The sequence below is a fragment of the Pseudomonas sp. DW-iso3 genome, assembly GCF_058725305.1.
Window position 1 is genome coordinate 330,610 of the sequence record NZ_JBZXDZ010000003.1, and the last position, 14,629, is coordinate 345,238.

Genomic DNA, 14,629 nt, shown 5'->3' on the forward strand with positions numbered 1-14,629 from the left:
TGCATGTCGATGTTTAAAACCGCCCTGGCGGGCGTTGTGCTGTCGGCCGGTGTGATCATCAGCCTGGGGGCCTCGGCCCATCCGAAGTTGTTGTCGTCCACGCCAGACTCCGGTGCCCAGGGCGCGGCACCGGCAGTGATTGAATTGCGTTTCTCAGAAAACCTGTTGACGCAGTTCTCCGGCGCCAAGCTGATCATGACCGATATGCCCGGCATGCCCCATTCTCCGATGCCGGTAAAGGCCAGTGTCGCGGCCAGTAGCGATCCTAAGATGATGTTGATCAAGCCGGCCTCCACACTGACGACCGGGACCTATCGGGTTGATTGGCGCGCCGTATCGTCCGACACGCACCCGATCCTTGGCAACGTGGTGTTCAGCGTCCAGCCATGAGTGAACTGGTCGCGGTGTTACTGCGTTTCGCGCTGTATCTGGACTTGATGCTGGTGTTTGGCCTGGGGCTGTTTGGCCTGTATGCAGACAGCAGGTTGCTGAATCTGAAGCCGTTGCTGCGGACGTTGGTGGGGCTGGGGGTGCTGCTGTCGTTGGCGTCGCTGCTGTCCATGACCCAGGCCATGAGTGGCGCCGAGGATTGGCCAACACTGTGGATGCACCTGCAGATGATGCTCTGGCAGACCGAGCTGGGCTGGACTTGGTGGTTGCGCATTGCGGCGCTGGTACTGGTTGTGCTCAGTATCCGATTGGCCACTTTGTTCGGCGGTGTCGCGTTGGTGACGCTGGCGTGGGCTGGGCATGGCGTGATGCATGAGGGCTCGTTGGGGGGGTGGCATTTGCTAAGCGACAGTGCGCATCTGCTCGCTGCGGCGGGCTGGGTCGGGGCATTGGCGGCGTTCGGGCTTATGCTAACGAGTGCGTCTGAGCAGGCGGTGCCGGTGTTGGCACACGCATTGACGGGCTTCGAGCGTGTTGGTGTGGTCTTCGTTGCGGTACTGATGGGTACGGGCGTGGCGAATTATCTGTTTGTGGTCGGGCCGAACCTGGATGGCATCACCGGCGGTGTCTACGCAATCCTGTTGTGCTTGAAGTTGGGGGCGTTCGGCTTGATGTTGGGGCTGGCGGCGCTCAATCGCTCGCACTTGACGCCCCTGCTTCAGCGCTCCCTCGCGGCGGGTGACCACCGAGCGGCACGTCAAGCCTTGCGTCGCAGCATCACCCTGGAGTTTGGGGCGGCGGTTTTGATCCTGGGGCTGGTAGCCTGGCTGGGGACCTTGGCTCCCCGCTAGGGCTGCACGCTCTTCAGGCACTTAAGCGCCTGGAAGTCGCTGCGCACCTTGTCGATTTTCTGGGTGAGCTTCTGTCGTTGTTGCACGGTGCTTTCGGCCATCACGTCGACAATCAGGCTGCGGGCCGCGGCTTCCGTCTGGGCATAGGCGGTGCGGTATTGCGGGGTCCACAGGCTTTCGCGGTCCACCAGCAACTGTTGCATTTTCTGCGGGAAATCGGCGTTTTTGCGCTGTTGCACGGCATCGATAAATTGCGCCTGCCAGCGGGCGCGGTTGCCGATCCATTCCTGGTTCTGCTCGCCCAGTGCGATGGACCAGGCCGTCACACGGTTCTGCTGGCTGGCGCTGAGCGGGCCGATCCAGGCGTCCAGGCGCTTGTTCATGCGCTCGGCGCGCTCCTTGATCTGCTGGGCCAGGGGCGGCTTGAGGTATTCGTCCTGGCGCTTGCGCAAGTCCTTGGTCAGGGCCGCGCTCATTTCCTGGACCTGCTGATCGTCCAGGCCTTGGAGCAGTTCGATGGCCGACGGCGTGATCTCACGGGCGACTTCGTCGATGGCCAGTTTGGCTTCGGTGGTACGGGCTTGTAGCGCGGCGTCGGTGACCTGATTGTCGTCGGCCATCCGTTGCAGGCGATCCAGCCAGTCCAGATAGCCTGGCAATTGCGTGGTGCAGTGCCAGGCCAGGTGTTCCTTGAGTGTGTCGTTGAACCAGCTCTTCTGCCCGGCATTCATGTCCAGGTAGTCGTTGAGGGTCCAGGGAATTATCACGTCCAGGTTACGATAGGCGAGGCCCACGCGATTGCAACCGGCGAGCACCAGGCTCAGGGTCAGTAATACCACCAGTAATTTGAGCCGACGCAGCATGGGCGGGTCCTTCGCAGAGTGGGTTATCACATGTGAACCCGCGCCGGGTGCGACAGTTCAGCCCATCAATAAAACGACCGCGCGGCCTTCAGCGTCAACAGGCCATCGCATTGCGAATTGTGTCCGGAATAGGCCGAGCAATCACCGCCGCTGAGGCTGGAATCGCTGTAGATCAGGTTCAAGTCCACGCCCATCCACTGCCGGGAGAATTGCACCGACCAGTCGCTGAAGGTATGAATTGAGCCCCCTTCGACCGAAACCGGGGTACCCAATTGATGAGTGGTGTATTTCATGCTGACGCCGATGCCAAACGGTTGGGTGCCGCCGAGGTCGGCAAACAGGGTGCTGTCCTGGCGGTCCGGATCGTTACTGAAGGACGCACCGAAGCGGTTGCCCAATAGATTCAGGCCGCCGTAGAACTCCTGGCTGTCGAGGGGGCTGAGCTTGGGGTAGCTGTAGTGGATCAGGCCCACTTCGTAGCCCAGGGTTTGGTCGAAGGGGTGCTTGAAGCCCATGTAGGAATCGACTTCGAGGTTGCTGGACGAGGACAGGCCCATGTTTGGGGAGAACTGCCCGAAGTACAAGCCGCTGTCGTGGCTCAGGTCCAGCCCACCATGGAACGAATCGCTGCCGGGAGACGTCGGCTTGACGAGTCCTTGGGCCATGCTGCGGCTGGGTGTGGTGCCCAGTTTCAAGTCGAAATCACCCAGTTCACGCTGAAAGATCTGCGCTTCGGCGAGAGGGCTGGCGACCAGGGCACCGACCAGGAATATGCAGGATTTGAACATGCTTCACTCCATGAAAAGCGAGGAGCAGTGACGGAGAAAATCGGGCAGATGCCCGTGCTAGACGTGTGCAAGCATACCGGCGAATGCGTGGCGGTGAGGCCCGTTCGTCGATTGGTGCGGTTACGAAGAGAGTGCAGAGAGCATTTCGGGCTCTAGTCCTAGCGCCTTGAAGGCAAGACGCTTAGGGACCAGGTGTGTTGCGCAGTATTACTTCTTACCCAGGCTGATCTGCTTGGATGGGCCGAAAGTCTGGCCGCTCACGCCCTTGGCAATCTGCTGGATTTCGCCGCCGGACTTGAGAAATGCAGCAATCTGGCTGTTGATCGATTCGCTGGTTTCAACGGCGGGAGCTGGCTTTGCTTTGCTGTTGGATGCTTTTACGCGCATGGCGGCCACTAACCTGTAGAAAATTAACTTGGCCAGGCATCGTACAGGAAATACTTGACAATTGCTTGGTAAATATCCCTCAGGAATAACAGGGGCCATGGGAAATAGCCGAAGTTCATCTTTGAAATAAACCCCTAACTTACTGTTTTAACTCGAAACCATGGATCTATCGGTGCATGGCCGGCTGGGAAAAATTAGCTGATTGATCGGACGAGCGGGGCGATGCCACTGCAATGCCACGTCAGCCCGCGATTTTTCGGGCACGCGCGCGTGGCGGGCGCAAGTCGGGTAGAATGCCGCCCACGTAATGAGGGTATTGAAAATGGCTTTGGTCGGGCGCTACAACAGCTTGCAAGTGGTTAAACATACTAACTTTGGTTTGTACCTGGACGGTGCGCAAGATGGCGAAATCCTCTTGCCTAATCGGTATATCCCCAAAGATATTCCCAGTGAAGATGAAGACTGGCTTAACGTTTTCATTTATCTGGACAGCGATGACAAACTTATCGCCACGACTGAAAAACCCAAAGTTCAAGTGGGTGAGTTCGCCAGTTTAAAAGTGGTGGAAGTCAACAGTATTGGCGTGTTCCTCGACTGGGGTTTGCCCAAGGACCTGCTGCTGCCGTATTCGGAAGAAAAACGCCAGTTGAGCGCCGGTGAATACTGCGTGGTGCACGTCTACCTCGACAAACACACCAAGCGCATCACCGCCACCGCACGGCTGGACCGTTACTTGGACAAGACGCCGGCTAACTACCAGGTGGGTCAGGAAGTCGACCTGCTGGTGGCCGAAGCCACTGATATGGGCTTCAAGGCGATCATCAACAACAAGCACTGGGGCCTGATTCACAAGAACGAAGTGTTCAAGTTCCTGCGCCCAGGTAAAGAAGAAAAAGGCTTTATCAAAGAGATCCGTGCCGATGGCAACATCAGCCTGAGCCTGCAACCGGTCGGTCAGGAAGCGGCCTCCAGTCTCAACTCGAAGATCCTTGCCAAGTTGCGTGAAAACAACGGCAGCCTGCCGGTCAGCGACAAGAGTGATCCGGCAGTGATCAGCAACTTGTTCGGCGTGAGCAAGGGCAACTTCAAGAAGGCCATTGGTGCGTTGTACAAGCAGGGCCAGATCGTGATTCACGCGGATCGCATTGAACTAAGCTGACCCCGTTTCGTTCTTCTGTAGGAGCGAGGGGGACCCCTGGTCCTTGCTCGCGAAGGTACATCCGACACCGTGATGCGCCAGGAATATTTTCGCGAGCAAGCTCGCTCCTACAAAGGGCTGCACCCATGTCGAAAAAGACGCTGTTCGCCTACCTCGGCACGTTGCTCGCGTTCCTGATCCTGGACGGCCTCTGGTTAGGTGTCCTCATGGGCCCCACCTATAAGTCCCTGCTGGGGCCGCTGATGCTGGATCAGCCTCGCCTGTTGCCCGCAACACTCTTCTATCTCCTCTATGTGCTCGGTTGTGTCGTGTTTGTGGTCTTGCCCAGCGCAAGCTGGCAACGCGCCGCACGCCTGGGCGCCTTGCTGGGCCTGGTCGCCTACGGCACCTATGACCTGAGCAATTGGGCCACGCTGCAAGGGTGGTCTGCGCAGTTGGCGGTGATGGACATGGCGTGGGGCACCTTCCTGACTGCAGCTTGCTGCACGGCGGGTTATCTGTGTGCACATCGAGTGCAGCGCTGATTGTGTACAGGATTTCTGTGCACCGTTGCTGAGCGCGTTACCCATCGCTAAGCCTGTATCAGCCCCTTTGGGACGCCGTTCCAGAGGGATTGGGTTCAATTGGCACGCATTCTGCTGACTGTCTCGTATACAAACCATGCCGCCTCCCGTATGCACCCTGCAACGGAAGCGCAGGCCGGTATTTCGAGGAGCCCAGCGATGACCGAACAATTGCCCAAAGGCTACAGCCCGCGCCTATACAACCAGGACCTGGGCCCGCTGCCGCAAAAGTGGAACTGGTACAACATCTTCGCCTTCTGGATGAGTGACGTGCACAGCGTCGGCGGTTATGTGTTTGCGGCCAGCCTGTTCGCCCTGGGCCTGGCCAGTTGGCAGGTGCTGATCGCCTTGCTCGCTGGTATCTGCATCGTGCAGTTGATCGCCAACTTGGTGGCCAAGCCGAGTCAGCAAGCCGCTGTGCCTTATCCCGTGATCTGTCGCCTGTCGTTTGGTGTATTTGGTGCGAACATTCCTGCGGTGATACGCGGCTTGATCGCCGTGGCCTGGTACGGGATTCAGACGTACCTGGCGTCGAGCGCCTTGATCATCGTGGTGCTGCGTTTCTTCCCACAGATGGCGGTGTATGCAGAGCCGCATTTCGCAGGCTTGTCCTACCTTGGCTGGTTTGGTTTCCTCAGTCTGTGGTTGCTGCAAGCGGCGGTATTCTGGGCCGGTATGGAATCCATCCGCCGTTTTATCGATTGGGCCGGGCCGGTGGTCTACGCGGTGATGTTCGCCCTGGCGGGTTGGATCGTGTGGAAGGCGGGCTGGTCGAACATCAGTTTCACGCTGGCAGAGAAATCCCTGTCGGGCTGGCAGGCATTCGGCCAAGTGATTGTGGCGACGGCGTTGGTGGTGTCGTACTTCTCCGGGCCGACCCTGAACTTCGGCGACTTCAGCCGCTACTGCCGCAGTATGCAAGACGTGCGACGCGGCAACTTCTGGGGGCTGCCGGTGAATTTCCTGGCATTTTCGCTGGTGACCGTGGTGATCGTCTCGGGCACCTTGCCGGTGTTTGGCGAAATGCTGCATGACCCGATCGCTACGGTTTCGCGGATTGATAACAGCATGGCGGTGTTGCTGGGGGCCTTTGCCTTTGTCACCGCAACCATCGGTATCAATATCGTCGCCAATTTCGTGTCCCCGGCGTTTGACTTCGCCAACGTCGCGCCGAGCAAGATCAGTTGGCGCGCGGGCGGGATGATCGCCGCCGTGGCGTCGATTTTCATCACGCCGTGGAACCTGTTCAATAACCCGCTGATGATCCATTACACCCTGGATATTCTCGCGGCCTTCATCGGGCCTCTGTTCGGCATCCTGCTGGTGGATTTCTACCTGATCAAAAAACAGAAGATTGACGTGGATGCGCTGTTTGATGACAGCCCGAGCGGGCGTTATTACTTCGATGGCGGGGTGAACTGGACGGCAGTCAAGGCGCTGGTGCCCGCGACGCTGGTGGGCGTCGCGATCACATTCACGCCAGCGCTGCAGGGCATGGCCAACTTCGCCTGGTTTACCGGCTGCTTCCTGGGTGGGCTATTTTTCCTGGTGTTGACGCGGCGTGAACAGGTGCGTGTGCCTGCGCCGCTGGTTGCCGGCTGATCAATATCGAGCCCGCCACCAGCAAACCGGCACCGGCGACCACCAGTGCCGGTTGCAGCCCACCACTCAGGTGGCTGCTGACCGAGGCCAGCAACGGGCCACTCAATTGGCCGATGGCGAAACTGGCGGTCAGCATCCCGGTGTTGCGCTGGTAGCCGTGGGGCGCGACGTCCCGCAGGCGTGCCATCACCAATTGCATACAGGCCAGGAACGGCCCGCCGCATAGCAACACCCCCAGCGCCAGGCCCCAGCCGTTGCCGAGCAAACAGGCGAATACCCCGGCCGCTTGCAGCCACAATGTGGTCATCAGCCAGCGGCGAGTGGTGTCTGGATCCTTGCGGCGCAGGGTCGCCACCACCACGCCGATCGCGGCGGCCAGGCCAAAGCATGGCCAGAACAGGTCGGCTTGCCAGGCGCCCTTGAACTGCGCGCTGGCCATCTGCGACAGGAATGTCGCTGGAATGATGTAGCCAAGGCCATACAACACATAGATCCAGCACAAATGCGCGATGCTGGCATTGCGGCCTGCGTCGACGTGGCCGGCAACGGGCGTGCCGGTGGCAGAGGGTTTGGGCAGGAAGGGCAGGATGGCCAGCAACATCACCAGCGCCACCCCGCCATACACCAGCCACAACGTGGCCGAGTTTTGCCCCATCAGGTTGGAGCCGAGTGCCAGCAAGCCGGTCAACAAAATCCCCAGTCCCGGCCCGGCGAAGACCAAGGCGCCCAGGCGCGGACGCCCTGCGGCAATCGCCAGCGGCTGGCTCAGGCTGGTGATCATTACCAGGGCCCAGGCACTCGCGACACCGGTGCCAAAGCGCAACAACAGATGCGGCCAGAACCCGTGGGCCCAATACGACGCCAGGGTCAGCAGTACACACAACCACAACCCGCCATAGAGACGTCCGCGCACATGATGATGGCTGCGCGCAAAGATCGAATCCACTGCGCCGACGAAGTAGCCCAGGTAGTTGGCGGCGGCGATCAGGCCGGCGCCGGTCAGGTCGATCTGCCCTTCACTGAGCAGATGGGGCATTTGTGGGGTGAGGGCAAAGCGGCCAATGCCCATCGCCATCATCAGGGCGACAAAGCTGGCGAGTAAGCGGACTAAAGGAGACATGGTCGGTGTTCCTGCGGGTAAAGGAATACCCTCAGGCTAAAGCGGATTGACTTTCTGCAAAAATGAATAATAGTGAGTAACTTGTTCAGTTTTGGAGAAAGGTATGGAGTTCAGTCAATTGCGCATTTTTCAGGCGGTGGCGGAAGAGGGCTCCATTACGCGCGCGGCGGACCGCTTGCATCGGGTGCCATCGAACCTGTCGACGCGGCTCAAGCAAATGGAGGAGCAGCTCGGCGTAGAGTTGTTTGTGCGTGAGCGTCAGCGCTTGCAGCTTTCTCCTGCCGGCAAGGTGTTGCTGGACTACAGCACTCGACTGCTGGCCCTGCACGACGAAGCCCACGGCGCGGTGCAAGGTGGCCAACCGGCCGGCGATTTTGTTTTAGGCAGCATGTACAGCACCGCGGCGGTGCATTTGCCGAAGCTGCTGGCGCGCTACCACAAGGCTTATCCGATGGTGAACCTTCAGGTGCAATCGGCGCCCAGCGGTGAATTGCTCGAAGGTCTGATTACCGGCCGCCTGGATGCGGCATTTGTGGATGGCCCCATCACGATCGCCTCCCTGGACGGTGTTGCCCTGTGTGAAGAGCGCCTGGTGCTGATCTGCGAGGCCGACCATCCGCCGGTACAGGGTCCCCAGGATGTGGCGGGACGATCTGTCTTCACGTTCCGCCGCAGCTGCGCCTATCGCACCCGTCTGGAAACCTGGTTTTCCCATGAGCGCGTGGCCATGGGCCGGGCGATTGAGATCGAGTCGTATCAAGGCATGCTGGCGTGCGTGATCGCCGGGTCCGGAGTGGCGTTGATGTCCGAATCAATGCTTGAGAGCCTGCCAGGCAAGGACAGCGTGTCCGTTCATCCGCTGAAAGGGCCTTTTGCCACTGCGACCACCTGGCTGATGTGGCGAAAGGGTATGCTCGGCGCTAACCTCAATGCATGGATCGACCTGCAGCAAGCCGGCAAGACTGCGGTCCTGCAAGACACGCGCGCCATTGCTTGAGCGATCCGTCAGGATTTTGATGAATTCGGTAATAGTTCGTTGTGGTTTCGTTCAAGCATTACGTAGGACTTAGGGCTACTATCAGTGTAGGAAAAGGCGAAAGAACTTGCGCCTACCAGCATTACCCTCAAAGGGGGCAACCATGAAAGAGAAAATTCAAAACTGGCTCCATGATCTGGGTGTTGCACTGGGCTTGATCGAGCCTCCGCTGCAGCCCGTGCCGATTCGCACCGATGACGAGCAACGTCGTCCACGTCGCAGGTAAGTCCTGTAAGCGCTCACGCAATTGCGATGGGCGCACGCTGCATGACGAGTACGACTGGGCGTCTTGTTACCTTGAAGGCACGCTGAACGATCATGGCAAGGCGTGTACTTGGCGGGAGTAACAGGGGAGGTCCTGTGCCCGACAACCGAGCAGTATTTTGGCTGCAAGGCGTGCGGTGATTTGTTTGAAGCGTCCAGCCGGAATGCTGAATAAAAAAAACGGGCACGACATCCGACGTCGCACCCGCTGAAGAAACCGCTTTAACTCCCGGTTTTATCTCAAACTGCGCTAGCCGCAACGCCCGCTGGGCGGCGCGACAGCAAACTCACCACCACAAAACTTACCAACCCCACCGCCAGGCTGTAGTAGATCGGCGTGTTTGCATCCAGCCCATCCTTGATCATGAACACCAGCGCAGTGACAAAGCCCAGCGTCATGGAGGTAATCGCGCCGGATGTGGTTGCGCGTTTCCAGAAAATCGCCCCGATCAACGGGATCAACATGCCGCCCACCAACAGGTTGTAAGCCAAGGTCAGGGCACTGATCACATCGTTCACCACCAGTGCGATACCCAGCACGGCAATACCGGTCAGCAGGGTGAACAGGCGGTTGACGCCCAGGCTCGACTGTTTGCCGCCCCGCAGGCGCGGCAGCAGGTCTTCGGTCAGTACGGTGGAGGCGGCGAGCAGGCCGGCGCTGGCGGTGGACATCATCGCGGCCAGTGCTGCGGCAATCACCAGGCCACGGATCCCGTCCGGCAGCGACATTTTGACGATGGCGGCAAAGGCGTTGTTGACGTTGTCCAAGTCCGGGATCAGCACATGCGCCGCCATACCGATCAGTGCACAGGCCAGGCCGTAGAGGATGCAGTAGAAGCCGGCGAAAGTGCCTGCGTACTTGGCGACTTTTTCGTCACGGGCGGTGAACACCCGTTGCCAGATGTCCTGTCCGATCAGGATGCCGAAGAAGTAGATCATGAAGTAGGTGATGATCGTGTCCCAGCCGATGGCGGTGAAGCTGAAGCTCGACGCTGGCAGCTTGGCAACCAGTTCGTCCCAGCCGCCGACGCGGTACAGGCAGATTGGCAGCAGGATGAACATCAGGCCGACGGTCTTGATCACGAATTGCACGATGTCGGTGAGGGTCAGCGACCACATGCCGCCGATGGTCGAGTACACCACCACCACGCCGCCGCCGAGCAGTACCGAGATCCAGAATGGCAGGCCGAACAGCACTTGCAGCACGGTGCCGATGGCCAGGATCGAGGTCACGCCAATCATCAGGGCGTAGGCCAGCATGATCACGGCGCTGGCCTGGCGGGCCATGGGGTTGTAGCGTTTTTCCAGCACCTGGGTCACGGTGAAGATCTTCAACTGCAACAGCGGCTTGGCCAAAAACAGGTTCAGCGCAATGATGCCCGCGCCCAGCGCGGCACACAGCCAGAAACCGGAGATGCCATGTACATAGCCCAGGCGCACGGTGCCGACGGTGGATGCACCGCCCAATACCGTGGCGGCCATGGTGCCCATGTACAGCGACGGGCCCAGGTTGCGACCGGCCACCAGGTAGTCTTCATGGGTCTTGGCACGGCGCATGCCGTAGTAGCCGAGCACGAGCATGCCAGCGGCGTAGATGAGTACGACGAATAAATCCAAAGCCATGACGGCGGTTCTCCGATTATCTTTTTTATGAGGGTCAGGCGGCCTGTTGCAGCGCCGGTTTAACGCGCGCATCCGTGCGCTTGCTGCGGGAGTCGGTCGGCCCGTAGACAGCCGCCGGTTCCGGGAACACGCGAAGCAAGGTCAGGTACATCAGCGAGGCCAGTCCCAAGGTCACCGGCAGGCTTATATCGATGCCTTCGGCGAGGTTGCCCAGTGGCCCGACAAACTGCCCCGGCAGGTTGACGAAGCACAGCCCCACCAGCGCACTCGGAATCCACGCCCCCAGCCCGCGCCAGTTCCAGCCGTGGCTGAACCAGTAGCGCCCGCCGGTTTCACCCCGGGTGAACACCTGCAGGTCATCCGGGCAATAGAAGCCGCGACGCACGATCAGGCCGATGATCATCATCACCATCCACGGCGTGGTGCAGGTGATGATCAGTACGGCGAAGGTCGACACGCTTTGCACCAGGTTGGCGGCGAAACGGCCGATAAAAATGAAGGCAATCGACATCACCCCGATCAGCAACGTGGCCTTGACCCGCGACAGCAGGCGCGGAAACACGCTGGACATGTCCAGCCCGGTGCCATACAGCGACGTAGTCCCGGTGGACATGCCGCCGATCACTGCGATCAGGCACACCGGCAGGAAGAACCAGCTCGGCGCCACCGCCAGCAAACCGCCGACATAGTTGTTGGCCGCGATGTAGTCCGGTGCCTTGATTGCCACGATGGTCGCGGTGGCCAGGCCGAACAGGAACGGGATCAAGGTCGCGATTTGCGCCAGAACCACTGCCAGCATGATGCGTATTTTTGGCGTTTCACGCGGGATGTAGCGCGACCAGTCGCCGAGGAACGCACCGAAGGAAATCGGGTTGCTCATGGCCACCAGCGCCGCGCCGATGAAGGCGGCCCAGAAGCCGGTCTGGCCCAGCGCGACAGTGCCGGCGAAGTGGCTGTCGAACGCGGGGGCAAACGCGAAGATCCCCAGCAGGAACAGCAGGCTCGCCGCCCACACTGCAATGCGATTGACCCACAGCATGAAGCGAAAGCCGTAGATGCACACGGTCAGCACCAGGATCGCAAACACGCCGTAAGCCAGGCCCAAGGTCAGGTCAGTTTCCGGCAAGCCGATCAGACGTTTCGCACCGCCCACCAGAGCATCACCTGAACTCCACACTGACAGTGAGAAGAAGGCGATCGCCGTCAGCAGCGAGAGAAATGAACCGACAATCCGCCCGTGAACACCAAAGTGCGCACCGGAAGACACGGCGTTGTTGGTGCCATTGATCGGCCCAAACAGGCCCATGGGGGCCAGGATGAGCGCACCCACCAGTACGCCCAGCACAATCGCCCAGACACCGGCCTGGAATGACAGGCCGAACAGCACGGGGAAGGAACCCAGCACGGCGGTGGCAAAGGTATTGGCACCGCCGAAGATCAGTCGGAACAGATCCTTGGGGCCGGCGGTACGTTCGTGGTCCGGGATCTGCTCGACCCCATTGGTTTCTATCTTGCGAATACTTTTATGGTTGTTTTTATTATTCATGATCTGCTCCGATCACATTGGCTAAGGGGGCGGCAGCCCTTCCGGCATAGCGGACAAATGTTCGTGACAGGCCAGCCACAGGCCTTGTTTTTGTTCTGTGCGGGATCCTTGCCGTTTGAAGACAATGGTCTCGCGTTCCTGGCTAAAAAATTGCTCCCCGTTCATGCGCAGCTCAGTGGCCACGTCATGCATGAAAATCGCCACGTCGCCCTGCAGGCTGACAACGGCGTTGCTCGAGGCGCAGGACAGCACCTCGAATCCCTCGTCCCGACGCCATTGATCCCACAACGCCTGGTAGGCATCGCGACTGAGCAGCGGCTGGGGCAGGGTGTAGAACACGAAGCTGGCATCCGCCGTGAACGCGCCGAAGTAGGCGGTACGGTCATTGCGGGCGAAGGCCGCCACCAGGTCGGCAGCGGCTTGCAGCACTTCGTGGGTGCTCATCAGCGATGCGCCACACCCGGCAGCACGCAGAGCATCTCGTACAGCAGGTTGGCGCCCAGCAGCGAAGTGTTGCCGGTGGTGTCATAGGGCGGGGAAACCTCTACCAGATCGCAACCAATCAGGTCGAGTCCCTGGCAGCCACGGATGATTTCAATGGCCTGGATGGTGGTCAGCCCACCGATTTCCGGGGTGCCGGTGCCCGGAGCCCAGGCCGGGTCGATGCCGTCGATGTCAAAGCTCAGGTACACCGGGCCGCCGCCGACTTTTTCCCGGACTTCGGCCATCAATGGCGCGAGGGAGTGGTGCCAGCATTCTTCGGCCTGGACCACGCGGAAGCCCTGTTTGCGGCTCCAGTTGAAGTCTTCGGCGGTGTAGCCCTGGGCGCGAAGGCCGATCTGCACCACACGATCGCAATCGAGCAAACCTTCTTCTACCGCGCGGCGGAACGTGGTGCCGTGGGCGATTTTCTCGCCGAACATATGGTCGTTGACGTCGGCGTGGGCGTCGATGTGCACCAGCCCGACCTTGCCATGTTTCTTGTGGATCGCCCGCAGGATCGGCAGCGTGATGGTGTGGTCGCCGCCCAGCGTCAGCGGGATCACGTCATGTTCGAGGATCTCATCGTAGGCTTCTTCGATGATGCGCACGGCGTCGAGCAGGTTGAAGGTGTTGATCGCCACGTCGCCAATGTCGGCCACCGACAGCGAATCGAACGGTGCGGCACCGGTGGCCATGTTGTACGGACGGATCATCACGGATTCGGCGCGGATTTCACGCGGCCCGAAACGGGTGCCAGCGCGCAGCGAGGTGCCGATGTCCAGTGGCACGCCGATAAAGGCGGCGTCCAGGCCCTTGGCCGTTTGCAGGTGGGGAAGACGCATCATGGTGGCGATGCCGGCGAAGCGCGGCATTTCGTTGCCGCCCAGTGGTTGGTGAAAAATCTTGTCCACAGGAGTGCCTCATCGTTGTTTTGTTTGTTAGGGGCCGATTCTGCGAAATGTGTCGATACGAAAGAATCGGCAGGGGCAAATACTTAGTTCAGGTTTTTCTAAACTAATGCAGGCAGGTAGACTGCAGGCATCCACACCTGGAGCCGACCATGGCCAGCGCCTTGCCCGACCTGAAACTCCTGCGCATCTTCGTCAGCGTTGTGCGGCACCAGGGGTTCGCCAATGCCCAGCACGAACTCAATCTGTCCACCTCGGCCATCAGCACGTACATGAGCCAGCTGGAATCGGCGTTGGGCTTGGTGCTGTGCCATCGTGGGCGGGGCGGGTTCAGCCTCACCAGCAAGGGGGAGTTGTTCCATCAGGAAACCCTGCGCTTATTGGGCGAGCTTGAAGGCTTCGAGCAATACGCCGCCGCGCTCAAAGGCGAGCTGCGCGGTACCCTCAAACTGGGCGTGCTTGATTCCACCGTCAGCGACAAGGCCTTGCCGTTCGCCGAAGTGATCGGCGCCTACAGCCTGGAACACCCGGCGGTACACCTGCATCTGTCGGTGATGAGCCCCTACGAACTGCAACTCGGTGTGCAGGACAATCGCCTGGACCTGGCCATCGGTGCCTTTTCCAACCGGATGAGCGGGCTGATCTACATGCCGCTGTACCGCGAACAACACTGGCTGTATTGCAGCACCCGGCACCCGCTGTTCAACGAGCGACGCATCCCCGAACAAGTGATCACCCAGCAACGCATGGTCGGTCGCGGCTACTGGAGCCAGGCTGAACTGGCGCGCCACGGCTTCAAACACAGCGCCGCCACCGTGGAAAGTATGGAGGCACAACTGATCCTGGTGCTGTCCGGTGCCTATATCGGTTACTTGCCGGAACACTACGCCCAGGCCTGGGCCGACAAGGGCGACCTGCGCGTATTGCTGCCGGCGACCTTTGGCTATCAGGCACCGTTCTCGATGATCATGCGGCGTGGCCGCAGCCGTGAGCCGCTGATCCAGACCTTTCGCGACTTGCTCAAGACTCAGCTCAACCAGGCCTGA

At 60.0% G+C, this 14,629-nt stretch carries 16 protein-coding genes; 8 read left to right on the plus strand and 8 right to left on the minus strand.

Annotated elements, in window-relative coordinates:
- Nucleotides 1-3 precede the first annotated feature (3 nt).
- Nucleotides 4-390, plus strand: coding sequence for a copper homeostasis periplasmic binding protein CopC (gene copC / locus AC4PS7_RS10635; RefSeq protein ID WP_492179399.1), 387 nt, complete (start codon nt 4-6; stop codon nt 388-390).
- Nucleotides 387-1,241, plus strand: coding sequence for a copper homeostasis membrane protein CopD (copD, locus tag AC4PS7_RS10640; protein ID WP_492179400.1), 855 nt, complete (start codon nt 387-389; stop codon nt 1,239-1,241). Before copC ends, copD begins: the two co-directional genes overlap by 4 nt.
- Here copD and AC4PS7_RS10645 read toward each other — a convergent pair.
- The 3 genes from AC4PS7_RS10645 to AC4PS7_RS10655 all read right to left on the minus strand — a co-directional run bounded on the left by AC4PS7_RS10645 (nt 1,238) and on the right by AC4PS7_RS10655 (nt 3,279).
- Nucleotides 1,238-2,104, minus strand: coding sequence for a DUF6279 family lipoprotein (locus AC4PS7_RS10645; RefSeq protein WP_021490880.1), 867 nt, complete (start codon nt 2,102-2,104; stop codon nt 1,238-1,240). The two genes, copD and AC4PS7_RS10645, sit on opposite strands and share 4 nt — an antisense overlap.
- 65 nt (nt 2,105-2,169) lie before the next feature.
- The gene (locus AC4PS7_RS10650) at nt 2,170-2,892 is read right to left on the minus strand and encodes a TorF family putative porin (protein WP_010208632.1); all 723 of its coding nucleotides are present in this window, start codon (nt 2,890-2,892) and stop codon (nt 2,170-2,172) included.
- Nucleotides 2,893-3,099: 207 nt separating this feature from the next.
- Nucleotides 3,100-3,279: a PFL_1563 family small protein gene (locus AC4PS7_RS10655; RefSeq protein ID WP_003193095.1), complete on the minus strand. Its 180-nt coding sequence runs from the start codon at nt 3,277-3,279 to the stop codon at nt 3,100-3,102.
- Between the two features lie 322 nt (nt 3,280-3,601).
- Here AC4PS7_RS10655 and AC4PS7_RS10660 point away from each other — a divergent pair, with 322 nt between their 5' ends.
- The 3 genes from AC4PS7_RS10660 to AC4PS7_RS10670 all read left to right on the plus strand — a co-directional run bounded on the left by AC4PS7_RS10660 (nt 3,602) and on the right by AC4PS7_RS10670 (nt 6,603).
- Nucleotides 3,602-4,438 carry a CvfB family protein gene (locus AC4PS7_RS10660; RefSeq protein ID WP_010208634.1) on the plus strand — a complete coding sequence of 279 codons (837 nt, stop codon included), beginning with the start codon at nt 3,602-3,604 and terminating at the stop codon, nt 4,436-4,438.
- A 125-nt stretch (nt 4,439-4,563) separates the two neighbouring features.
- Nucleotides 4,564-4,962 (plus strand): DUF2177 family protein, encoded by a 399-nt coding sequence (locus AC4PS7_RS10665; RefSeq protein WP_021490878.1) that lies wholly within the window; start codon nt 4,564-4,566, stop codon nt 4,960-4,962.
- Between the two features lie 198 nt (nt 4,963-5,160).
- Complete coding sequence (locus AC4PS7_RS10670) at nt 5,161-6,603, plus strand: NCS1 family nucleobase:cation symporter-1 (protein ID WP_010208638.1); 1,443 nt, start codon at nt 5,161-5,163, stop codon at nt 6,601-6,603.
- Here the strand turns inward: AC4PS7_RS10670 and AC4PS7_RS10675 are convergent.
- Entirely contained in the window at nt 6,515-7,723 is a 1,209-nt protein-coding gene (locus AC4PS7_RS10675; protein ID WP_021490877.1) for an MFS transporter, read from the minus strand. The genes AC4PS7_RS10670 and AC4PS7_RS10675 overlap by 89 nt on opposite strands.
- 103 nt (nt 7,724-7,826) lie before the next feature.
- On the opposite strand from AC4PS7_RS10675, the gene ptrR reads away from it, so the two are divergent.
- Both ptrR and AC4PS7_RS10685 read left to right on the plus strand, forming a co-directional pair.
- Nucleotides 7,827-8,720, plus strand: coding sequence for a putrescine utilization regulator PtrR (gene ptrR / locus AC4PS7_RS10680; RefSeq protein ID WP_021490876.1), 894 nt, complete (start codon nt 7,827-7,829; stop codon nt 8,718-8,720).
- Between the two features lie 142 nt (nt 8,721-8,862).
- Nucleotides 8,863-8,985: a PA1414 family protein gene (locus AC4PS7_RS10685; protein WP_003193089.1), complete on the plus strand. Its 123-nt coding sequence runs from the start codon at nt 8,863-8,865 to the stop codon at nt 8,983-8,985.
- A gap of 278 nt (nt 8,986-9,263) precedes the next feature.
- Here AC4PS7_RS10685 and AC4PS7_RS10690 read toward each other — a convergent pair whose 3' ends face one another.
- The 4 genes from AC4PS7_RS10690 to speB are packed head-to-tail and all read right to left on the minus strand — an operon-like array spanning nt 9,264 to nt 13,586.
- Nucleotides 9,264-10,646, minus strand: coding sequence for a sodium:solute symporter family protein (locus AC4PS7_RS10690; protein ID WP_021490875.1), 1,383 nt, complete (start codon nt 10,644-10,646; stop codon nt 9,264-9,266).
- Nucleotides 10,647-10,680: 34 nt separating this feature from the next.
- Nucleotides 10,681-12,192 carry a purine-cytosine permease family protein gene (locus AC4PS7_RS10695; protein ID WP_021490874.1) on the minus strand — a complete coding sequence of 504 codons (1,512 nt, stop codon included), beginning with the start codon at nt 12,190-12,192 and terminating at the stop codon, nt 10,681-10,683.
- A gap of 21 nt (nt 12,193-12,213) precedes the next feature.
- On the minus strand, nt 12,214-12,636 hold the full coding sequence (locus AC4PS7_RS10700; RefSeq protein WP_010208645.1) for a YybH family protein: 423 nt from the start codon (nt 12,634-12,636) through the stop codon (nt 12,214-12,216).
- Nucleotides 12,636-13,586 carry an agmatinase gene (gene speB, locus AC4PS7_RS10705; protein WP_021490873.1) on the minus strand — a complete coding sequence of 317 codons (951 nt, stop codon included), beginning with the start codon at nt 13,584-13,586 and terminating at the stop codon, nt 12,636-12,638. Before speB ends, AC4PS7_RS10700 begins: the two co-directional genes overlap by 1 nt.
- A 149-nt stretch (nt 13,587-13,735) precedes the next feature.
- On the opposite strand from speB, the gene AC4PS7_RS10710 reads away from it, so the two are divergent.
- Nucleotides 13,736-14,629: a LysR family transcriptional regulator gene (locus AC4PS7_RS10710; RefSeq protein ID WP_021490872.1), complete on the plus strand. Its 894-nt coding sequence runs from the start codon at nt 13,736-13,738 to the stop codon at nt 14,627-14,629.